We start from the raw sequence: 20141 nt of genomic DNA, 5'->3' as shown, positions 1-20141 counted from the left end.
CGCGATCGGCAGCGGGGCCAAGCTGCCCTCCGGCGCCACCACCGTCAGGTGCGGGGCTTCGGCCGGAGGCGGCGGCGTGCCGTACACGCGCGCCTCGCACCCGGAGATCGCGAGCGCCGCGGCCAGCAGGGCTGCGCCGGCCGTCACGACCCTGCACGGCCGTCGCATATCTCTCCTCGGCATACTTTCGGGAGTCATCGGAACCGGCGGTCGCACCGTTGCCCTGGCCGGTGATTCCAGCCTAACGGCTCGGTGGGGGGCACGCCCGCCCGTCCGGCCCCGGCCGGTCGCCGCCGGTGGACACGGCGATTTCGCTGCAACGGTGCCCGTCTGGCACAATTGAGCAGTTGTCCGCAGCGGCCGGTACGTCCGTGTGCTGCGTGATACACCTCGAAACGCCCGGAACACCCCGGCACGGTGGCGCGCCGCACTGCGACAGCCTGCCCCGACGCCGCGAACAAACAAGGAAGTGTCACCGATGAACACGCTGGACTTCGTCGACCAGACGTCGCTGCGCGACGACATCCCGGCTTTCGGCCCCGGCGACACCATCAATGTCCACGTGAAGGTCATCGAGGGGTCCAAGGAGCGCATCCAGGTCTTCAAGGGTGTGGTCATCCGCCGGCAGGGTGGTGGCATCCGCGAGACCTTCACCGTCCGCAAGGAGAGCTACGGCGTCGGCGTCGAGCGCACCTTCCCGGTGCACTCGCCCAACGTCGACCACGTCGACGTGGTGACCCGCGGTGACGTCCGCCGGGCCAAGCTGTACTACCTGCGCGAACTGCGTGGCAAGAAGGCGAAGATCAAGGAAAAGCGCTGACTTGCCGCGCTGTGGTCGTTCCGACGGTCGGCACGCCACGCTGGCTAGTCTGACCTGGTGACCCGATCCAGCGACCCCGCCGACACACCAGCCGACGGGATGGCCGAGGACACCGTCGACGAAGCGGGACCGGACCGAGAGCCGGATCGCGAGCAGGACAAGCCGGACCGTAAGCGCGGTGCGCTGCGCGAGGGTGCGATCCTCGTCTCCATCGCGCTGGTTCTGTACTACGTGATGCTCACGTTCGTCGCGCGGCCCTACCTGATCCCGTCGGAGTCCATGGAGCCGACGCTGCACGGATGTCCAGGCTGTGTGGGTGACCGCATCATGGTCGACAAGCTGACCTACCGGTTCACCCAGCCCGAACCCGGTGACGTCGTCGTGTTCAAGGGCCCGCCGAACTGGAACATCGGCTACAAGTCGATCCGGTCGGACAACGCCGCGATCCGATTGGTGCAGAATGCGCTTTCGTTCGTCGGCTTCGTGCCGCCCGACGAGAACGATCTGGTCAAACGTGTGATCGCGACCGGTGGGCAGACGGTGGAGTGCCGTGCCGCGACCGGGCTGACGGTCAACGGCAAGCGGCTCGACGAGCCGTACCTCGACCCGCAGACCATGATGGCCGATCCCGCCATCTACCCGTGCCTGGGCAATGAGTTCGGCCCGGTCACCGTGCCGGCCGGCAGGGTGTGGGTGATGGGCGACAACCGCACCCACTCCGCCGATTCCCGGGCGCACTGCAGCAACCAGCCCGCCGACGCGCAGCGCGGGCTGCTGTGCACGGGCGACCCGACGGCGGGCACCGTGCCAGTGGACAATGTGATCGGCAAGGCGCGGTTCATCGCGTGGCCGCCGTCGCGGTGGGGTGGCGTCGGCTCGGTGAACCCCCAGACGGATTCCTAGCGGCGGCGATCGAGCCGCGGCGCGAGATGCGGAGGCTGAGCGTGCCGGCGACCTGGCCGCCCCGGGCGGTGATGCGGAAGTCCGCCGGACTGCGCACCCTCGAATCGGCGCTGTACCGCGGTGGGCTCGGCCCCGTCGCGGGTGTGGACGAGGTGGGCCGCGGTGCCTGCGCCGGTCCGCTGGTCGTCGCGGCGTGTGTGCTCGGCCCGAACCGGCTGGAGAGCCTGGCCGCCCTCGACGACTCCAAGAAGCTGGGCGAGAAGGAGCGTGAGCGGCTGTTTCCGCTGATCCGCCGCTACGCCCTGGCCTATCACGTGGTGTTCATCTCCTCGACCGAGGTCGACCGCCGCGGCGTGCACGTCGCCAACATCGAGGGGATGCGCCGTGCGGTGGCCGGCCTGCCGGTGCGGCCGGGGTACGTGCTGTCCGACGGGTTCCGGGTTCCGGGGCTGCCCATGCCGTCCCTGCCGGTCATCGGCGGTGACGCGGCGGCGGCGTGTATCGCGGCGGCGAGCGTGCTGGCGAAGGTGAGCCGGGACCGGCTGATGGTTGCCATGGAGGACGAGCATCCCGGCTACGGGTTCGCGCTGCACAAGGGCTACTGCACGCCGACGCACACCGCGGCGCTGGCCGACCTGGGGCCGTGTCCCGAGCACCGGTACTCGTTTGTGAACGTGCGACGCGCGGGTAGCCGCACCGAGGTGGTGGTGCGCGACGCCCCCGGCGGAGTATTGGACGCGCTGGATCAGGAGCCGGAGCAGCGGGGCGACGTCGGGTGAGGAAAGATGACATGAACCGAGCAGAAGGACAGCGCAGCCCATGAGTGCCGAGGATCTCGAGAAGTACGAAACCGAGATGGAGCTCTCGCTGTACCGCGAATACAAGGACATCGTCGGTCAGTTCAGCTATGTCGTGGAGACCGAACGGCGGTTCTACCTGGCCAACAGCGTCGAGATGGTGCCCCGCAACGCCAACGGCGAGGTGTACTTCGAGCTGCGGCTCTCCGACGCCTGGGTGTGGGACATGTACCGGCCCGCGCGGTTCGTCAAACAGGTGCGGGTGATCACCTTCAAGGACGTCAACATCGAAGAGGTCGAGAAGCCGGAGCTCCGGCTGCCGGAGTGAGGCGGTTCAGGACGCGACGGCGACCGGCGCCAGGTAGCCGCGTTCCGCGGCGACGTCGGTGAGCAGTCGGCGAAGCTGCCGCCTGCCGCGGTGCACCCTCGACATCACGGTGCCCAGCGGCACGGCGATGATGTCGGCGATCTCCTGGTATTTGAGGCCCTCGACGTCGGCGTAGTACACCGCGAGCCGCTGGCCCTCCGGCAGTGCGTCGAGTGCGGCCCGGACGTTGTCGTCGGTCATCGCCGCAAGGGCCTCCAGTTCGGCCGACGGCCGCGTCGCCGCCGTGGCGTAGAACTGGGCGTCGGTCAGCTCGTCGGTGAGGAACTCGTCGGGCCGGCGCTGGGATGTCCGGTAGGCGCCGATCCAGGCGTTGCTCATGATGCGGAACAGCCAGGCCCGCAGGTTGCTGCCCTCGCGGAAGGTGGCGAAGCCGACGTAGGCCTTCATCATCGTCTCCTGCACGAGGTCCTCGGCGTCGACCCGGCTGCGGGTGTGGCGCAGTGCGCCCCGGTACAGCTGGTCGACGTAGGGCAGTGCGTCCCGCTCGAATCGGGCGGCCAGCTCCGCGTCGATGGCGGTCGGACCGCACGAGCGCAGAATTCGTTCTCCGGCAATCATTTCCGTGGCAACCATGTCCGTCATCCCTTTCGAGTCGGTACGGGAATGACGCTATGGCCACCGGGGTGCGGCCGGAATGCTGCTGGCCTCACAGCCTGGTGGGGGTTAGCACTACCTCGCAGCGGGCACTTGCCACGGCTGACACACTGAACGGGTGCGTGACACACCGAAGTGCTGGCTCACCGACATGGACGGCGTCCTGGTCCGCGAGGAGCATGCCCTGCCGGGCGCCGCCGAGTTCCTGATGCGACTGACCGAACTCGAACGACCGTTCCTGGTCCTGACCAACAACTCGATCTTCACCCCGCGCGACCTGGCGGCCCGGTTGTCGCGGTCGGGGCTGACGGTGCCGGAGGACTCGATCTGGACGTCAGCGCTGGCCACCGCGACATTCCTCGCCGACCAGCTGCCCGGTGGGTCCGCCTACGTCATTGGCGAGGCAGGCCTGACCACCGCGCTGCACGAGGCCGGCTACACCCTCACCGACGTCGACCCCGACTTCGTCGTACTCGGCGAGACGCGGACCTACTCGTTCGAGGCGATCACCAAGGCGGTCCGGCTGATCCTGAACGGCTCCCGGTTCATCGCGACCAATCCCGACGTCAGCGGGCCGTCGGCCGAGGGCCCGCTACCTGCGACGGGTTCGGTGGCGGCGATGATCACCAAGGCGACCGGTCGGGAGCCGTACTTCGTGGGCAAGCCGAACCCGATGATGTTCCGCAGTGCGCTCAACCGGATCGAGGCGCATTCGGAGAGCACCGTGATGGTGGGCGACCGGATGGACACCGACGTGGTGGCGGGGATCGAGGCGGGGCTGGAGACCATCCTGGTGCTCACCGGCTCCACGACGCAGGCCGACATCGAGCGGTACCCGTTCCGGCCCAGCCGGGTGCTGCCGTCGATCGCCGAGGCCATCGAGCTCATCTGACGATGACGACCGTCGAGCTGATCGGTGTGCCGTTCGACGGCTACGGACGCGCAGGCAACCAGGCGCGCGCCGCGGCGGCCCTGCGTGCCGCCGGCCTCGCCGGAGCCGTCGGTGGCGTGGTCGGCGACGACGACATCGCGCTGCCCACAGCCGAATCCGCCCGCGGCCCCAACGGCCTGATCAACGAGCCCGCCCTGCTGGCGATGACCGACGGGCTCAACGAACGGGTGGGCGCCGCGGTCACCGCAGGCCGGTTCCCGATCGTGTTCGGCGGAGACTGCGCCATGCTCCTCGGCGTCGTCACCGGCCTTCGCGACCACGCGGGTGACACCGCACTGGTGTTCGTCGACGGCCACGAGGACACCATGCCGCTGGACGTGTCCGAGGACGGCGAGGCCGCCAATACCGAGATCGGTCTGCTGCTCGGCATCACCGGCCGACTCCTGCAAGGCCCGTTGGCGCAACGGCTGCCCGCGCTGCAGCGGGACCGGCTGGCGGTGCTCGGACCCCGCGACGAGTCGTGGCGCAGGCAGTTCAACGTCGGCACACTGGCCGACTGCGGGGTGTGGCTGGCGCCGCTGGCCGACGTCGCCGCCGACCCGCCGCAGACCGGGCGCCGTGCGCTGGCCGCGCTGCCGGCTGAGAATTGGTGGCTCCACATCGATCTCGACGTCCTCGACCCCGTCGAGTTCCCCGCGCAGGGGCTGCCCGGCGTCCCCGACGAACCCGGCGGACTGACGTGGCGGCAGCTCACCGCGCTGATCCTGGCGATGGCCGAGGCCGGCGGGTGTGTGGGTGCCAGCCTCGCGATCTACGACCCCGACCAGGACCCCGACGGCGCCGACGCGGCGCGCATCGTCGAATTCGCCCGCGACGTCCTGCCCGCCGTAACCGGGACGGCGTGAATGGCCGAGTCCATCGACACGAACTTCCTCGCGGCCGTGCCAGCGATGACTGCAGGCACCCCTCGTGACGAAATAAGGCTCACCGCACCGCTGGCCCTCGACGTCTTCGACGCCCAGCTCCGCAGCCGCCACCTCGACATCGCCGCGCGCGAGTTGCGCTCAGAAGGCAAGGGCTACTACACGATCGGCTCGTCCGGGCACGAGGGCAACGCGGCGGTGGCCGCCGCCCTTCGCGTCACCGATCCCGCCTTGCTGCACTACCGGTCCGGTGGCTTCTTCCTGGCGCGGGCCGGCCAGGCCGGCGGTGTCGACGGCATGGCGAGGGCCGTGCGCGACGTGCTGCTCGGACTGGTCGCCGCGGCCGCGGAACCCATCTCCGGGGGACGGCACAAGGTCTTCGGCAGCCACGGCCTCAACGTGATCCCGCAGACGTCGACCATCGCCTCGCACCTGCCGCGCGCCGTCGGCGTGGCGTTCTCCATCGCCCGGGCCCGCAAGCTCCGCGTCACCGGCGCCTGGCCCGACGACGCGCTGGCGGTGTGCAGCTTCGGCGACGCCTCGGTGAACCACTCCACCGCGGTGGGCGCCATCAACACCGCGATGCACTCCGCCTACCAGGGTCTGCCGATGCCCCTGCTGCTGGTCTGCGAGGACAACGGCATCGGGATCAGCACCCCGACACCGCGCGGCTGGGTGGCCAGGACCTATGAAAACCGCGCCGGACTGACGTATTTCGCGGCGGACGGCGCCGACCCGGCCGAGACGTTCGACGTGGCACAGGCGGCCGCCGAGTACGTGCGCAGCCACCGCAGGCCGGCCTTCCTCCACCTGCGCACCGTCCGGCTGATGGGGCACGCGGGTTCGGATTACGAGCCCGCCTACCGCAGGCCCGACGAGATCATGGCCGACTTCGACCGGGACCCCGTGCTCGGCACGGCCGCCCACCTCGTCGCCGCGGGTGTGCTGACGCCCGAGCAGGTGATCGACCGCTACGAGGCCGTCCGTGCCGAGGTGCTCACCGCGGCGCGCGAGGTCGTCGGGCTGCCGCAACTCCTGACGAGAGCCGAGGTGGTGAGGCCGCTGCGCGATACGATGGCCGAGGCGGTGGCGGCGTCGGCGCGCACGGAATTGGTTGTGCCCGTGGCGGGCAGGGGCGGGGAGCCGCTGACCCTCGCCCAGTCGATCAACCGAGCACTGCGCGAGATCCTCGAACGCAGGCCCGGGGCACTGGTGTTCGGGGAGGACGTCGCCCGCAAGGGCGGCGTGTACGGGGTGACCCGCGGACTGCAGAACGCGGCCGGGCGGGCCCGCGTGTTCGACACCCTGCTCGACGAGCAGGCCATCCTCGGGCTGGCGCTCGGCGCGGGCATGTCGGGGCTGCTGCCCATCCCGGAGATCCAGTACCTGGCGTATTTGCACAACGCCGCCGACCAGATCCGCGGCGAGGGCGCGACACTGCAGTTCTTCTCCGACCGGCAGTACCGCAACCCGATGATCGTGCGGATCGCCGGATACGGCTACCAGAAGGGGTTCGGCGGCCACTTCCACAACGACAACTCGATCGCCGCGATCCGCGACATCCCCGGCGTGGTGATCGCCTCCCCGTCGCGGCCCGACGACGCCGCGGCGATGCTGCACGCCTGCGCCGCAGCCGCCGACGCCGCGGGCACCGTGTGCGTCTACCTCGAGCCGATTGCGCTCTATCACACCCGTGACCTGCACCAGGACGGCGACGAGCAGTGGCTGGCGCGCTACCCGGACGAGGTCGCGCCGATCGGGCGTGCCCGCACCCACGGCGACGGCGCCGACCTGACGATCCTGACGTTCGGCAACGGCGTGCGGATGAGTCTGCGGGTGGCGCGCCGTCTGGAGCGTGCCGGCATCGGCATCCGCGTCGTCGACCTGCGCTGGCTGGCGCCGCTGCCCGTGGAGGACATGCTGCGCGAGGCGCGCGCCACCGGCCGGGTGCTCGTCGTCGACGAGACCAGGACCACCGGCGGCGTCGGCGAAGGACTGCTCGCCACCCTGCTCGCCCACGGCTACACCGGCCGGCTGGCCCGCGTCGCGGGCGAGGACAGCTTCATCCCGCTCGGCGATGCGGCACTGCAGGTGCTGCTCTCGGAGGACACCATCGAGTCGGCGGTGCTCACCGTGACGAAGCTCTGACAGCCGCTTGCTAGCTTGAGCGGATGGCCGAACCCGCTCCCGACCCGACGCGCCCGCTGGCCGGCGTCCGGATCGTCGAGATCTCGAGCTTCGTCGCGGTGCCGCTGGCCGGGATGACGCTCGCGCAGCTCGGCGCCGAGGTGATCCGCGTCGACCCGATCGGCGGCGCGGCCGACTACCGCCGCTGGCCGGTGACCGACACCGGGGACAGCATCTACTGGGCCGGGCTGAACAAGGGCAAGCGGTCCGTCGCGGCCGACCTGCGCTCACCCGAGGGGCAGGACCTCGTCACCCGGCTCATCGCCGACGCCGGCGTCTTCATCACGAATGTGGCCGGCCGGCAATGGCACTCGTACGACACGCTGGTGGCGCGCCGGCCCGACATCGTGCACGTCGAGGTGTCGGGGCGCGCCGACGGCGGGACCGGGGTGGACTACACGGTCAACGCCTCGGTCGGCTTCCCGCTGGTGACCGGTCCGGCGCAGCTGGCCACGCCGGTCAACCACGTGCTGCCCGCCTGGGACGTCACCTGCGGGCTGTACACCGCGCTCGCGGTGTCGACGGCGCTGCGGCACCGCGACGCCACCGGCACCGGCGCGCGGATCGCCATCCCGCTCGACAACGTCGCCCTCGCCACCGCGGGCAACCTGAGCTTCCTGACCGAGGTGATGGTCAACGGCGCGCAGCGACAGCGGATCGGCAACTCGCTCTTCGGCACCTACGGGCAGAACTTCACCAGCAGCGACGGCGCCGCGTTCATGGTCGTCGCGCTCACCAACCGGCACTTCCGCGACCTCACCGAGACCACCGGCACCGCCAAAGCCGTTGCCGCACTGGGCCAGGCGCTCGGCGCGGACTTCACCGACGAAGGCGAACGGTACCGCCACCGCGATGCGCTGACCGGGCTGTTCACCGTCTGGTTCACCGAACACACCGCCGACGAGATCGCCGCTGCCCTGACCACGACGTCGGTGCTGTGGGAGCGCTACCGCAGCTTCGCCGACGTCGCCACCGACGACCGGGTGACAGACAACCCATTGTTCACCCGCCTCGACCAGCCGCGGATCGGTGAGTATCTGGCGCCGGGGCTGCCGATGGCGATCGGCGGTGTCTACCCGCCGGCCGTCGCGGCGCCCGCGCTGGGCGACGACACCGCCGCGGTGCTGTCCGACTGGCTGGGCCTGGGCGCCGGCGACGTCGGCCGTCTCGTCGGAAGCGGCGTCGTGGCAACGGGTTCCGAATGAGCCGGCTGCTCAGCCTGCTCGACGTGCAGCCGGCGCAGGACGGCGGCTGGACGGGCGCGGCCAGCGGCCCGGCGGGCAAGCGGTCATTCGGCGGACAGTTCGCCGCGCAGAGCCTCGCGGCCGCGGCGCGCACCGTCGACGCCGACCGCCCGCCGACCAACATGCATCTGCAGTTCCTGCGCGGCGGCGAGGCAGGCGACCCGGTGGACTACACCGTCACGCCGGTGTTCGACGGCCGCACCGCCGCCGCACGCCGGGTCGACTCGCAGCAGGGGAGTCGCCTGCTCACCACCGCCACCGTGTCGTTCGCCGCCCCCATCGCCGGACCCGAGCACGGGCGGCGATCCGCGATGCCCGCCCATCCGGACACCCTGCCGCAGACCGGGCCGCCGGGGCCCGCGCCGTCGCTGCCGCTGGACGAACTCGACATCCGCATCGCCGACGAACGCTCGGATGGCCTGTTCGTGCGGCGGATGTGGTGGCGCGCCACCGTCGACCTGCCCGACGACCCGCTCACCCACACCCTGGTCGCCGTCTACGTCACCGACCTGTACATGATCGATCCGGCGCTGCAGGCGCACGGCCACTCCATGCAGGCCCGCACGCACCGCAGCGGCACCACGGACTCCTCGGTGTGGTTCCACCAACCGGTGCGCGCCGATCACTGGAACCTGCTCGAATCGACCTCACCCGCCGCGGCGCGGGGCCGCGCCGTGATCACCGCCAGCCTGGTCAGCGACGACGGCGTCGTCGCCGCCACGCTGGTGCAGGAGGGGCTGATCGCGAACCGGGAGTAGCCGCCTGCGCAGCATCGTCACCGCCTGGGTGAGCGCCACACCCACCGCGACCGCGGCGACGACGCCGACGGCGGGATGGCCGTCGACTAGCGGATAGACCTGGTAGTGGGTGAGATAGGTGTACAGCGACGCCTCGGCGACCACGCCGGCCACCACGGTCAGGCCCGCCGGGCAGCGGATCGCAGGCAGCCAGATCAGCAACGCGAAACCGGTCAGCACCATCACTTCCCGCAGCGGGTCGCCGAAGTAGCCGATCAGGCCGACGGCCACCACGCACGTCACGGCGAGGCGCTGCCACACCGTCGTCGCCTTCGCCGCGGCCCAGCCTGCCGCGAAGAACCAGAAGGCCAGCACCGTGAACCAGGCGTTCCGGCCGAGGTCGAGGCCGAGCACGTCGTAGCGCAGCGCGGTGCCGAACCCCAGGAGCACCGCGGCGACCGCGAACGGGTACCGCCGTTCCCACCCGTCGAAGGCGGTCGACGCGCACAGCAGCGCGACCCCGACCAGGATCCACACCAGCACCTCGACGAACCACAGCCGGCCCGCGGTCATGCTGTCGTGCGGGCCGAGGAACTTGTTGGCCAGCAACAGGTTCGACGCGTGATAGTGGTCGCTGAACAGCAGTGTCAGCGCCACCCACAGCACCGACGGGACGGCGATCCAGGCGATGGTGGTCCGCAGGTGGCGCAGCCGTTCGCGGCGCGGCAGCGGTGTCAGGCAGAACCGGCCGACGTTGTAGCCGGCCACTCCGAGCAGCAGGTGCGCCCCGCCCCACAGTTCGAACAACCCGGCGTGCGAGCCGACGATCAGCACGATCGCGACGGCGCGCAACGCCACACTGGTCTCCAGCGTCGCGCCCCAGCGTCGCCGGGCCGGCCGGCCGGCCGGCTCGAGGTCGCGCACCGGGAGGCGCTGCCAGTCGGCGGGCAGCCTTCCGAGCGCCCGCTCGAGGCGCACCGACATCGTCACGTAGGACAGCGAATTGCCGCCGAGGTCGACGAAGCTCCGCTCCGGCGTGACGGCCGCGGGCTCGATCTGCAGCACGTCGGCGAAGATGGAACGCAGGTCGGACGTGTCGGGCGGATCGACTGGACGGCCGGCCAGAGCCCGCACGGCCGGGTAGTCGGGCTTGCCCGACGCCAGCAGCGGGAGTTCCGGCACGGTCGCCGCGTGCACCGTGTCGGCGGGCACGCCTGCGACCTCGGCGGTGAGGCGCCGTAACGCTGCGCCGTCCGTCGGGCCGGTCGCCGCGACGGCCAGGCCGTCGTCGAGATCGGTGCACAACGCGCTCACCCCGCGCTCGGCGAGCGCGGACTCGACGGCCTGCAGGTCGATGCGCAGACCGTAGACCTTGACGAACCGGCTGCGGCGGCCGATCACCTCGTAGAGGCCGTCGGCGGTGCGGCGGGCGATGTCGCCCGTGCGCAGCGTGTCGCCGCCCGGCGCGAGCGCGAGGTCGGCCGGGCTGTGCGCGTAACCCATCATGACGTTGGCGCCGCGGTACACCAGCTCGCCGGTGCCGTCGGGCCAGCCGTCGGTGGGCTCGATGGAGAACGATCCGCCGGGGATCGGCACGCCGATCGAGGTGGGCCGCGTCGCCGCGAGATGCGCTGGCAGATATGCCATCCGGGCGGTCGCTTCGGTGGCGCCGTACATCACGAACAGCTGCCAGCCGCGGTCGGCGGCCAGCGCGGCGTAGCGGCGCACCCGCTCGGGCGGCAGCCGGCCGCCGGCCTGGGTGAGGTAGCGCAGGTCGGGCAGGTCCATCGAATCGAACCCGATGCGGTCCAGCAGTTCGAAGGTGTAGGGCACCCCGGGGAACGTCGTCCCGCGGTGCCGGCGGAACAGCTGCCAGAAGTCGTCGTCGACCACCGACCGCTCGGTGAGGATCAGCCCGGCGCCGCGCAGCAGATGGCTGTGCACCACCGAGAGGCCGTAGCAGTACGACATCGGCAGAGTCGTTGCGGCGCGGTCGGTTCGGCGGATGTCGAGATAGTCGGCGATGGCGGCGGCGTTGGCGGTCAGATTGCGGCGGGAGAGCCGGACCAGCTTGGGCGAACCGGTGCTGCCCGACGTCGACAGCAGCACCGCGAGGTCGGCGTGCAGGTCGTGGCGGCTGCCGTCGCGGCGGTGGTGCACACCGTCCGCGGTGACCACCACGTCGGGGTCGTAGGTGTGCAGGATCGCCGAGTGGTCGCGCCCCGCGGGCACCGGGAGGACGACGTGACCGGCGGCCAGCGCGCCGAGATGGTGCACGAGGGTGTGTACGTCGTTGCTGGTCTCGAGGAGCACGAGTCTGCGGTCGGGTCCGAGCGTGCGCGCGGCGGCGCCCACCCGGTCGGCGAGGTCGCGGTAGCTCAGCCTGTGCGCCGAGGTCAGCACCGCGGTGTCGTCGCCGTGGGCGAGCAGACGTTCGGTTAGGCTCACCTGCTCGAACCTACCGCTGTCCGGCAAACGCCGCGGTGCGGTTGAGCGTGCGTCGGGCGGGTAATTGACCAGCGGGTCCGAAGGCCGGGCCCGGCCCGACGACACGAGGAACGACACGACATGACATCCCCAGCAACCACCGTGCGCCGTGGAATCGGCGGCGCGTTCGCCGCCTGCCTGCTCGGCGGTGCCGCGGCCGCCACCATCGCACTCCCGACGGCGAGCGCCCAGCCCGACCCGTGCAGCGCCAGCGGCTACGCCACCACCGCCAGCGGTGTGCTCAACGCCGCGGGCGGCTACCTGGCCGCCCACCCGGGCGCGAACGACGTGCTGACCGCCGCGGTCAATCAGCCGGCCGCCGACGCCGAGCGCAACGTGCGGGGATACTTCGAGGGCCATCCGAACGAGTACTTCGACCTGCAGAACATCGCCCGGCCGCTGACCGACCTGCGGAACCGGTGCGGGACGGCGGTCACCCCGAGCCAGCTGGCCACGCTGTTCGACGCGCTGGAGGACTGATCCTCCGCTGAAACGCCGAACGTGCGCTCACTGCGACATCCGGGCCGGGATCTCGCACTGAGCGCACGTTCGGCGCGTCGGTGGGTGTTCTACATCCGCCCGTAGCGCGCCCGCACGAAGCTGTAGGCGCCGAACGCGGCGATACCGATCGCCGCGGCCATGAGGAGGAACTTGCCGAACGGCGCCTCGCCGAGGGCCTTGACCGCGGCGTCCAGTCCGGAGGCCTTGGCCGGATCGGCCTGCAGGGTCGCCACGATGACCAGGATGCCCGCGCCGGCGAGCACGAGGCCCTTGGCCACGTAGCCGGCGATGCCGACGGCCTTGACTCCGCTGCCGCCGGACACCCGGAGATCCTTGAAGAACTTCTTCGTCACGCCCTTGTAGACGTGGTAACCGCCGACGCCGATCACGCCGAGGCCGACCGCGACGAGAAGCAGCTTGCCCCAGCCCGACTGCATCAGCTGAGCCGAGATGCCGGAGTTCTGCTGGCCGCTGGACTGGCCGCTGCCCGTGGCGAAGCGCGCCGCCGAGAACGCGATCGCGAAGTTGACGATCGCCAGCGCCACGGCCTTGCCCCGCTTCCAGGCGGGCGAGTCGTCCTGTCCCCGGCCGGAGCTCTCACCGGGCTTCGAGCCGATCACCGCTTCGGCCAGCCGCCACAAGCCGAGCGCGACCAGTCCGACGACCGCGATCCACAGCATGATCTTGCCGCCGGTCTGGTTGCCGATCGTGGCGAGCGCGCCGGACTGGTCGGCGTTGCCGCCGGATCCGAATGCGATGCGCAGGATGATGTAGCCGACGAGTAGGTGCAGCACCCCGCTGATGGCGAAGCCGGCGCGCGCCGCGTATTCGAAAGCGTCGCTGTCGGTGGCCCTGTCGACCACGCCCTGGGTCGGTCTGGCACTCATGTGGACCTCCTGCGACTTCGCAGATCGAGTGGATGTGACGCGCCGGTATACCCCGTTTTTAACGCTTGCGAAACCCGGTCCTGCAGGCAATGTGGACAAACCCGTGGCTGGGGATGGACTCCGGTCTCCTGTCGGTGCGCCGGACCAGCGTTGCGGCCATGACCACGTGGACACGCGCCGAGATCGGCGCACTCGGCGAGAAGCTCGCCGTCGAGCACCTCACATCGCTCGGGCTGCGGGTGCTGGCCCGCAACTGGCGTTGCCGCTACGGCGAACTCGACGTCATCGCCACCGACCCGGCGGCGCGGGCGGTGGTGTTCGTCGAAGTCAAGACGCGGACATCGGATCGGTTCGGTGGGGTGGCCCAGGCGGTCACCCCGCAGAAGGTGCACCGGCTGCGGCGGTTGGCGGGGATCTGGCTGGCAGGTCAGACCGACAGCTGGGCGTCGGTGCGGCTCGATGTCATCGGGGTGCGCATCGGACGCTGCCCGGTGCCGGAGATCACCCACGTGCAGGGGGTGGGGTAGATGGCGGTGGGCCGGGCGTTCTCGGTGGCGGTCCGCGGCCTGGACGGCCACATCGTCGAGATCGAGGCCGACATCGCCAACGGTCTGCCCGGCGTGCACCTGGTGGGGTTGCCCGACGCGGCGCTGCAGGAGTCGCGCGACCGGGTGCGCGCGGCGATCACCAACTGCGGCTACGAGTGGCCGATGAGGCGCCTGACGCTCGCCCTCTCACCGGCCACCCTGCCGAAGATGGGATCGGTCTACGACATCGCGCTGGCCTCCGCGGTGCTGTCGGCGCACTCGAAGAAGGAGTGGCCGCGGCTGGAGAAGGCGGTGCTGCTGGGCGAACTCGCGCTCGACGGCCGGGTGAGGGCCATCAAGGGCGTGCTGCCCGCGGTGCTGGCGGCCAAGCGGGAAGGCTGGCCGACGGTGGTGGTGCCGGTGGACAATCTCGCCGAGGCCAGCCTCATCGACGGCATCGACGTGCTCGGCGCCCGCACCCTGGGGCAGCTGCAGGCGTGGCTTGCGGGCAAGGCGCCGCTCGCCGAACGGATCTGCGCGCCGCCCGCGCCGCCCGAGGAGACGGTCGACCTCGCCGACGTGGTCGGCCAGACGGAGGCCCGCTACGCCGTCGAGGTGGCCGCGGCGGGCGCCCACCACCTGATGTTGACCGGGCCGCCGGGGGTGGGCAAAACCATGCTGGCGCAACGGCTTCCGGGACTGCTGCCGCCGCTGTCGCACGAGGAGTCGCTCGAGGTCACGGCGATCCACTCGGTGGCAGGCCTGCTGTCGGGCAGCGCGCCCCTGATCACCCGCCCGCCGTTCGTGGCGCCGCACCACACGTCGAGCGTGGCGGCACTGGTGGGCGGCGGGACGGGAATGGCCCGCCCGGGTGCGGTGAGCCGGGCGCATCGAGGGGTGCTGTTCCTCGATGAGTGTGCCGAGATCGGTCTCAGCGTGCTGGAGGCGATGCGAACTCCACTGGAGGACGGTGAGATCCGGCTCGCACGGCGCGACGGGGTGGCGCGCTACCCCGCGCGGTTCCAGCTGGTGATGGCCGCCAATCCGTGTCCGTGCGCACCGATCGACCCGCGGGACTGCATGTGCGGCAGTGCCGAGAAGCGCCGCTACCTGGGCAGGTTGTCCGGCCCGCTGATGGACCGGGTGGACCTGCGGGTGCAGATGCACTCGGCCCGTAGCGGGGCGTTCGCCGCCGAGGACGGTGAACCCACCGGCGAGGTGCGGGCGCGCGTGGCCGCCGCCCGTGCCGCGGCCGAGGCCCGGTGGCGACCGCACGGAATCCGCACCAACGCCGAGGTCAGCGGCGCGCTGCTGCGCCGCAGGTTCCGGTTGTCCCCGCAGGCGATGAAACCGCTGCGCACCGCCGTCGACAGCGGCCGGTTGTCCATCCGGGGGATGGACCGCACGCTGCGGGTCGCGTGGACGCTGGCCGATCTCGCCGGCCGCGCCTCTCCGGAGATCGACGATGTCACCACGGCGCTGGGCTTTCGCCAGTTCGGCGGTGCGCGATGAACGCCGACGCTCGCGCCTGGGCCTACCTGTCGCGGGTGGCCGAGCCGCCGTGTCCCGAGCTCGCCGAAGTCGTCACCCGCGTCGGCGCCCGCGAGGCGGCCGACCGCGTCCGCTGCGGCGCAGTCGGCGAACGGTTGGCGTTCCACACCGAGGCGCGCCGCGAAATCGATTGCGCACAGGACGATCTCGATGCGGTCGAACGGCTCGGGGGCCGCATCGTGACGGCGTGCGACGACGAGTGGCCGGCGCTCGCCTTCTCGGCGTTCGGCCGATCGGCGCGGCCGCGGGAGTGCCACCCGCCGCTGGTGCTGTGGGTGGTGGGGGAGGTCCGCCTGGACGAGGTGCCCGGCCGGGCCGCCGCGGTGGTCGGTACGAGGGCGGCCACGGCCTACGGGGAACACGTCGCCGCCGACCTCGCCGCGGGGTTGGCGGCCCGCGACGTGGCCGTGGTCTCCGGTGGCGCCTACGGCATCGACGGGGTGGCCCACCGGGCGGCGCTGGCATCCGACGGGCTGACGGTCGCGGTGCTGGCCGCGGGCGTCGACGTGCCCTATCCGGCGGGCCACACCGCGCTGCTGCGGCGGATCGCCGAGGAGGGCCTGGTGATCAGCGAGTACCCGCCGGGCGTGCGGCCCGGCCGGCTGCGGTTCCTCACCCGCAATCGGCTGGTGGCCGCGCTGTCGGGTGCCACGGTGGTGGTCGAGGCCGGCGCCCGCAGCGGCGCCGCCAGCACCGCCGGGTGGGCACGGACGCTCGGCCGGACGGTGTGTGCGGTGCCGGGGCCCGTCACGTCGTCGGTGTCGGTCGGCTGTCACCGGCTGCTTCGCGACGGCGCCGAGCTGGTCACCCGGGCCGAGGACGTCGTCGAACTGGTGGGCCGGATGGGCGAGCTGGCCCCCGAGGAGCAGCGGCCGATGTCGCCGCTGGACGGGCTCGACGAGGCGCAGCGGCAGGTGTACGACGCGCTGCCGGCCCGCGGCACCCGCACCGTCGACGAGATCGCCGTGGCGGCGGGCCTGCCCGGCCCGCGCGTCATCGGCCCGCTGGCGGCGATGGAGATCGCAGGCCTGGTCACGCAGTGCGACGGCCGCTGGAAACTGGTCCGCCCTCGGTAGCGGGCCGCCGGGACGGGCGCGCTCGTATAGTCGAGGCGACTGCAAGACGTAGTGGAGGAACTCAGTGGCTGGACGGCCGATACACACCTTCGAGGTGGTGAGCAGCGAACAGCTGGCACCGCACATGGTCCGAGTGGTGTTGGGCGGCAACAACACCGATGGCCGAAATGGGAACAGCGGCGGCTTCGGCACGTTCACGCCCAGCGAGAACACCGACTCCTACGTCAAGCTCGTCTTCCCGCCGCCCGGCGTCGACGTGTCGGCGCTGGAGACCCCACTGACGTTGGACAGCTTCTCCGCGCTGCCTCCCGAGCAGCAGCCCACCGTGCGGACCTACACCGTGCGGCGGGTCGACGCCGAGCGCGGCGAGATCACCATCGACTTCGTCGTGCACGGCGAACACGGCGTGGCGGGTCCGTGGGCGGCCGCGGCCGAGCCCGGCCAGCCGGCGTACCTGATGGGGCCGAGCGGGGCGTTCTCACCGGACCCGGAGGCCGACTGGTACCTGTTCGCCGGCGACGAGGCGGCGCTGCCGGCGATCGGCGCGGCTCTCGAGGCGTTGCCCGACGACGCCGTCGGGCGGGCTTACATCGAGGTCGCAGGCCCGGACGATCAGATCGAGCTCACCGCGCCCGAGGGGGTGTTCGTCATCTGGGTCTACCGGGGTGGCCGGGCCGACCTGGTGCCCGAGGAGAGGGCGGGTGACCATGCGCCGCTGATCGCCGCGGTGAAGGAGACGCTCTGGCTGCCGGGCCAGGTGCAGGTGTTCATCCACGGCGAGGCGCAGGCCGTGATGCACAACCTGCGGGCCTACATCCGCAAGGAGCGCGGAATCGACGCGAAGTGGGCGTCGTCGATCTCCGGGTACTGGCGGCGCGGGCGCACCGAGGAGACCTTCCGGCAGTGGAAGGCCGAACTCGCCAAGGCCGAGGCCGGCTGACACCCGGGCTGGCCGCAAGCCCACACCGGCTGGCACGCTGGCCGCCATGACCTTCGGTAACTACCAGTTCGAGATCTACCTGCAGGGCCTGTCCGGCGTCCTGCCGACGATGCCGATGACGTTCGCGGACTGGGAGGCCAAGGCCGAAGCCGCGATGCCGCCGTCGGTGTACTCCTACGTCGCGGGCGGCGCCGGCGACGAACGCACCCAGCGCCTCAACCGCACCGCGTTCGACAACTGGGGACTGATGCCGCGGATGTTCCGCGCGACCCGCGAACGCGACCTGTCGCTCAACCTGTTCGGACTCGACCTGCCGTCCCCGGTCTTCATGGCGCCGATCGGCGTGATCGGCATCTGCGCCCAGGGCGGCCACGGCGACGTGGCCACCGCCAAGGCCGCGGCGCGCACCGGCGTTCCGATGGTCGTCTCGACGCTGACCGAGGACCCGCTCGAGGACGTGGCCGCCGAATTCGGCGACACCCCGGGCTTCTTCCAGCTGTACTGCCCGACCGACCGCGACCTGGCCGCCAGCCTGGTGCACCGGGCCGAGGCCGCCGGCTACAGGGGCATCATCGTCACCCTCGACACCTGGGTGCCGGGCTGGCGGCCCCGCGACCTGTCCACGTCGAACTTCCCGCAGCTGCGCGGGAAGTGCCTCGCCAACTACACCAGCGACCCGGTGTTCCGCGCCGCCCTGGCGCAGACGCCCGAGGAGAATCCCCAGGCCGCCGTGCTGCACTGGGTGTCGCTGTTCGGCAACCCGGTGACCTGGGACGACCTGCCCTGGCTGCGCTCGCTGACCGATCTGCCGCTGATCGTCAAGGGCATCTGCCATCCCGACGACGCCCGGCGCGCCAAGGACGGCGGCGTCGACGCCATCTACTGCTCCAACCACGGCGGCAGGCAGGCCAACGGCGGCCTGGCCGCCATCGACTGCCTGCCCGACGTCGTCGCCGCGGCCGACGGGCTGCCGGTGCTGTTCGACTCGGGCATCCGCAGCGGCGCCGACATCGTCAAGGCGCTGGCGCTGGGGGCCACCGCGGTCGGCGTCGGCAGGCCCTACGCCTACGGCCTGGCGCTCGGCGGGGTGGACGGCGTCGTGCACGTGCTGCGGTCACTGCTGGCCGAGGCGGACCTGACGATGGCCGTCGACGGCTATCCGACGCTGGCCGATCTCACTCCGGACACACTGCGGCGCGTCGGCTAGACACCCGCGGGCGCTCTGCGACGGTAGGGGCGTGACGGCCACGATCGACGAGGTCCTCGACCAGTTCGACGAGTACCTCGAACTGCAGTGCGGGCGCTCGGCGCACACCCGCCGCGCCTACCGCGGCGACCTGCGATCGCTGTTCGCCTTCCTCGACCGGCGGCTGCCCGGCGCCGGTGTCGCCGGGCTGAGCCTGCCCGTGCTGCGGTCGTGGCTCGCCGAGCAGGCCGGCGGCGGCGCGGCCCGCACCACGCTGGCCCGGCGGACGTCGGCGGTCAAGACGTTCACCGCGTGGGCTCTGCGGCGCGGCCTGCTCGCCACCGATCCGGCCACCCGGCTGCAGCTGCCCAAGGCCCGTCGCACGCTGCCGTCGGTGCTGCGCCAGGACCAGGCGCTCGACGCCATGGCGGCCGCCACTTCCGGTGCGCAACAGAATGATCCGCTCGCCCTGCGGGACCGGTTGATCGTCGAGATGCTGTATGCGACCGGGATCCGGGTCAGCGAGCTGTGCGGCCTTGACGTCGACGACGTCGATACCTCGCGACGGCTGCTGCGGGTGCTCGGCAAGGGCGACAAGCAACGGACGGTGCCGTTCGGGGAGCCCGCCCAGCTGGCGCTCTCGTCGTGGCTGGCCGACGGCAGGCCCGCACTGGCCACTGCCGACTCCGGGCCCGCCCTGCTGCTCGGCGCCCGCGGCAAGCGGCTCGACCAGCGGCAGGCGCGCACGGTCGTGCACCAGACCGTCGCGGCGGTGGACGGCGCACCCGACATCGGCCCGCACGGCCTACGGCACAGTGCGGCAACGCATCTGCTGGAGGGCGGCGCCGACCTGCGCATCGTGCAGGAGCTGCTCGGCCACTCCACGCTGGCCACGACGCAGCTCTACACGCACGTCACCGTCGCGCGGCTGCGTGCGGTGCACGACCAGGCGCATCCACGGGCGTGATCCGCACTCGGTCCGATGGAAGCGGCGCCGGGTCGCCTAGGCCGACTGTTCGACGGCGTCCGGCGGCATCCACCGCACCACGAGCTCGCCCCAGTTGACCGGAGCGCTCCACCGCTCGCCGATGACCGAGAACGACACCCGCTGGAATTCGCGAACCTCGCGGTAGCTCTCGTCGGGTTTCATGCTGCGGAAGATCAGCCACGGTGCGTCGTCTCCCACTTCGACCCGCCAGCCCGTCATGTCGGCGGTCGGGGAGTCGATCGTCAACCACCGGAAGCCCTCGTCGTCGGGGAGGTATTCGATGGGCAGATCGATGTCGGCCTCGTGCTCCGTCATGATCGCCGATTTTATCGGTCGTCACGTGGGAGGGCTGGGCCCCGCCCGGCGCTCCCGCTCGCCGGGGGAGGTCAGCCGGCGACCGGCTTGAGGCGGATCGCCGTGCCCGCCAGCAGCCCGAGCGGATCGACGTAGTCGGCGCGCGCGGCCGGACCCCACATCGCGCCCCAGTGCAGGCACGCCGCGGCCGGGCAGCCC

General features: G+C 71.6%; 20 protein-coding genes and 1 pseudogene. 16 read left to right on the top strand and 5 right to left on the bottom strand.

Annotated elements, in window-relative coordinates; translation table 11 throughout:
* Positions 1-478: 478 nt before the first annotated feature.
* The 4 genes from rplS (at position 479) to H7I41_RS00095 (ending at position 2848) form a co-directional block, all read left to right on the top strand.
* Positions 479-820, top strand: a complete 342-nt coding sequence (gene rplS, locus H7I41_RS00110) for a 50S ribosomal protein L19 (RefSeq protein WP_264010512.1) — start codon at positions 479-481, stop codon at positions 818-820.
* A 99-nt stretch (positions 821-919) separates the two neighbouring features.
* Positions 920-1723: a signal peptidase I gene (gene lepB, locus H7I41_RS00105; RefSeq protein ID WP_264010515.1), complete on the top strand. Its 804-nt coding sequence runs from the start codon at positions 920-922 to the stop codon at positions 1721-1723.
* A 41-nt stretch (positions 1724-1764) separates the two neighbouring features.
* Positions 1765-2502, top strand: coding sequence for a ribonuclease HII (locus H7I41_RS00100; protein WP_264010511.1), 738 nt, complete (start codon positions 1765-1767; stop codon positions 2500-2502).
* Positions 2503-2542: 40 nt separating this feature from the next.
* Positions 2543-2848 carry a DUF2469 domain-containing protein gene (locus H7I41_RS00095; protein ID WP_207358246.1) on the top strand — a complete coding sequence of 102 codons (306 nt, stop codon included), beginning with the start codon at positions 2543-2545 and terminating at the stop codon, positions 2846-2848.
* Between the two features lie 6 nt (positions 2849-2854).
* Here H7I41_RS00095 and H7I41_RS00090 read toward each other — a convergent pair whose 3' ends face one another.
* Entirely contained in the window at positions 2855-3481 is a 627-nt protein-coding gene (locus H7I41_RS00090) for a sigma-70 family RNA polymerase sigma factor (protein WP_372503614.1), read from the bottom strand.
* Positions 3482-3653: 172 nt separating this feature from the next.
* Between H7I41_RS00090 and H7I41_RS00085 the strand changes: the two genes are divergently transcribed.
* Genes H7I41_RS00085 through H7I41_RS00065 form a run of 5 tightly spaced genes read left to right on the top strand, consistent with a single transcriptional unit; the run spans position 3654 to position 9506 of the window.
* Positions 3654-4394: an HAD-IIA family hydrolase gene (locus H7I41_RS00085; RefSeq protein WP_276008104.1), complete on the top strand. Its 741-nt coding sequence runs from the start codon at positions 3654-3656 to the stop codon at positions 4392-4394.
* Positions 4395-4396: 2 nt separating this feature from the next.
* Entirely contained in the window at positions 4397-5299 is a 903-nt protein-coding gene (locus tag H7I41_RS00080) for an arginase family protein (protein ID WP_264010509.1), read from the top strand.
* 45 nt (positions 5300-5344) lie between these two features.
* Positions 5345-7465, top strand: a complete 2121-nt coding sequence (locus H7I41_RS00075; RefSeq protein ID WP_372503615.1) for a dehydrogenase E1 component subunit alpha/beta — start codon at positions 5345-5347, stop codon at positions 7463-7465.
* A 23-nt stretch (positions 7466-7488) separates the two neighbouring features.
* A complete protein-coding gene (locus H7I41_RS00070) occupies positions 7489-8709 on the top strand; it encodes a CoA transferase (RefSeq protein ID WP_264010507.1) in 1221 nt (406 codons plus the stop codon).
* Positions 8706-9506 carry an acyl-CoA thioesterase gene (locus H7I41_RS00065; protein WP_264010506.1) on the top strand — a complete coding sequence of 267 codons (801 nt, stop codon included), beginning with the start codon at positions 8706-8708 and terminating at the stop codon, positions 9504-9506. Before H7I41_RS00070 ends, H7I41_RS00065 begins: the two co-directional genes overlap by 4 nt.
* Here the strand turns inward: H7I41_RS00065 and H7I41_RS00060 are convergent.
* The gene (locus H7I41_RS00060; RefSeq protein WP_264010505.1) at positions 9396-11933 is read right to left on the bottom strand and encodes an AMP-binding protein; all 2538 of its coding nucleotides are present in this window, start codon (positions 11931-11933) and stop codon (positions 9396-9398) included. The two genes, H7I41_RS00065 and H7I41_RS00060, sit on opposite strands and share 111 nt — an antisense overlap.
* Before the next feature lie 120 nt (positions 11934-12053).
* Here H7I41_RS00060 and H7I41_RS00055 point away from each other — a divergent pair, with 120 nt between their 5' ends.
* Entirely contained in the window at positions 12054-12452 is a 399-nt protein-coding gene (locus tag H7I41_RS00055) for a heme-binding protein (RefSeq protein WP_264010504.1), read from the top strand.
* Between the two features lie 89 nt (positions 12453-12541).
* Here the strand turns inward: H7I41_RS00055 and H7I41_RS00050 are convergent, their stop codons facing one another.
* Positions 12542-13360: a DUF1206 domain-containing protein gene (locus H7I41_RS00050; RefSeq protein ID WP_264010503.1), complete on the bottom strand. Its 819-nt coding sequence runs from the start codon at positions 13358-13360 to the stop codon at positions 12542-12544.
* Between the two features lie 158 nt (positions 13361-13518).
* Between H7I41_RS00050 and H7I41_RS00045 the strand changes: the two genes are divergently transcribed.
* The 6 genes from H7I41_RS00045 (at position 13519) to H7I41_RS00020 (ending at position 19607) form a co-directional block, all read left to right on the top strand.
* On the top strand, positions 13519-13887 hold the full coding sequence (locus tag H7I41_RS00045) for a YraN family protein (RefSeq protein WP_264010502.1): 369 nt from the start codon (positions 13519-13521) through the stop codon (positions 13885-13887).
* Positions 13888-15399, top strand: a complete 1512-nt coding sequence (locus H7I41_RS00040) for a YifB family Mg chelatase-like AAA ATPase (RefSeq protein WP_264010501.1) — start codon at positions 13888-13890, stop codon at positions 15397-15399.
* On the top strand, positions 15396-16514 hold the full coding sequence (gene dprA / locus H7I41_RS00035; protein WP_264010500.1) for a DNA-processing protein DprA: 1119 nt from the start codon (positions 15396-15398) through the stop codon (positions 16512-16514). The genes H7I41_RS00040 and dprA overlap by 4 nt, the downstream gene beginning before the upstream one ends.
* A gap of 64 nt (positions 16515-16578) precedes the next feature.
* Positions 16579-17454, top strand: a complete 876-nt coding sequence (locus H7I41_RS00030) for a siderophore-interacting protein (protein ID WP_264010499.1) — start codon at positions 16579-16581, stop codon at positions 17452-17454.
* A gap of 46 nt (positions 17455-17500) precedes the next feature.
* Complete coding sequence (locus tag H7I41_RS00025) at positions 17501-18661, top strand: lactate 2-monooxygenase (protein ID WP_264010498.1); 1161 nt, start codon at positions 17501-17503, stop codon at positions 18659-18661.
* Between the two features lie 43 nt (positions 18662-18704).
* Positions 18705-19607, top strand: coding sequence for a tyrosine recombinase XerC (locus H7I41_RS00020; protein WP_264010513.1), 903 nt, complete (start codon positions 18705-18707; stop codon positions 19605-19607).
* A gap of 36 nt (positions 19608-19643) precedes the next feature.
* Here H7I41_RS00020 and H7I41_RS00015 read toward each other — a convergent pair whose 3' ends face one another.
* Positions 19644-19943 (bottom strand): hypothetical protein, encoded by a 300-nt coding sequence (locus H7I41_RS00015; RefSeq protein WP_264010497.1) that lies wholly within the window; start codon positions 19941-19943, stop codon positions 19644-19646.
* A 71-nt stretch (positions 19944-20014) separates the two neighbouring features.
* Positions 20015-20141, bottom strand: a pseudogene (locus H7I41_RS00010) (M23 family peptidase); the annotation flags it as partial.

Origin of the sequence: [Mycobacterium] manitobense (assembly GCF_025821665.1) — a bacterium.
Taxonomy (GTDB): domain Bacteria; phylum Actinomycetota; class Actinomycetes; order Mycobacteriales; family Mycobacteriaceae; genus Mycobacterium; species Mycobacterium arseniciresistens.
The sequence above is the reverse complement of the archived record's forward strand: the minus strand, read 5'-3'. Positions and strand labels throughout refer to the sequence as shown.

Coding starts and splice junctions, on each gene's coding strand:
- rplS (WP_264010512.1), top strand. CDS start 479: ATGAACACGCTGGACTTCGTCGACCAGACGTCGCTGCGCGACGACATC.
- lepB (WP_264010515.1), top strand. CDS start 920: ATGGCCGAGGACACCGTCGACGAAGCGGGACCGGACCGAGAGCCGGAT.
- H7I41_RS00095 (WP_207358246.1), top strand. CDS start 2,543: ATGAGTGCCGAGGATCTCGAGAAGTACGAAACCGAGATGGAGCTCTCG.
- H7I41_RS00090 (WP_372503614.1), bottom strand. CDS start 3,481: ATGGTTGCCACGGAAATGATTGCCGGAGAACGAATTCTGCGCTCGTGC.
- H7I41_RS00085 (WP_276008104.1), top strand. CDS start 3,654: ATGGACGGCGTCCTGGTCCGCGAGGAGCATGCCCTGCCGGGCGCCGCC.
- H7I41_RS00080 (WP_264010509.1), top strand. CDS start 4,397: ATGACGACCGTCGAGCTGATCGGTGTGCCGTTCGACGGCTACGGACGC.
- H7I41_RS00075 (WP_372503615.1), top strand. CDS start 5,345: ATGACTGCAGGCACCCCTCGTGACGAAATAAGGCTCACCGCACCGCTG.
- H7I41_RS00070 (WP_264010507.1), top strand. CDS start 7,489: ATGGCCGAACCCGCTCCCGACCCGACGCGCCCGCTGGCCGGCGTCCGG.
- H7I41_RS00065 (WP_264010506.1), top strand. CDS start 8,706: ATGAGCCGGCTGCTCAGCCTGCTCGACGTGCAGCCGGCGCAGGACGGC.
- H7I41_RS00055 (WP_264010504.1), top strand. CDS start 12,054: ATGACATCCCCAGCAACCACCGTGCGCCGTGGAATCGGCGGCGCGTTC.
- H7I41_RS00050 (WP_264010503.1), bottom strand. CDS start 13,360: ATGAGTGCCAGACCGACCCAGGGCGTGGTCGACAGGGCCACCGACAGC.
- H7I41_RS00045 (WP_264010502.1), top strand. CDS start 13,519: ATGACCACGTGGACACGCGCCGAGATCGGCGCACTCGGCGAGAAGCTC.
- H7I41_RS00040 (WP_264010501.1), top strand. CDS start 13,888: ATGGCGGTGGGCCGGGCGTTCTCGGTGGCGGTCCGCGGCCTGGACGGC.
- dprA (WP_264010500.1), top strand. CDS start 15,396: ATGAACGCCGACGCTCGCGCCTGGGCCTACCTGTCGCGGGTGGCCGAG.
- H7I41_RS00025 (WP_264010498.1), top strand. CDS start 17,501: ATGACCTTCGGTAACTACCAGTTCGAGATCTACCTGCAGGGCCTGTCC.
- H7I41_RS00015 (WP_264010497.1), bottom strand. CDS start 19,943: ATGACGGAGCACGAGGCCGACATCGATCTGCCCATCGAATACCTCCCC.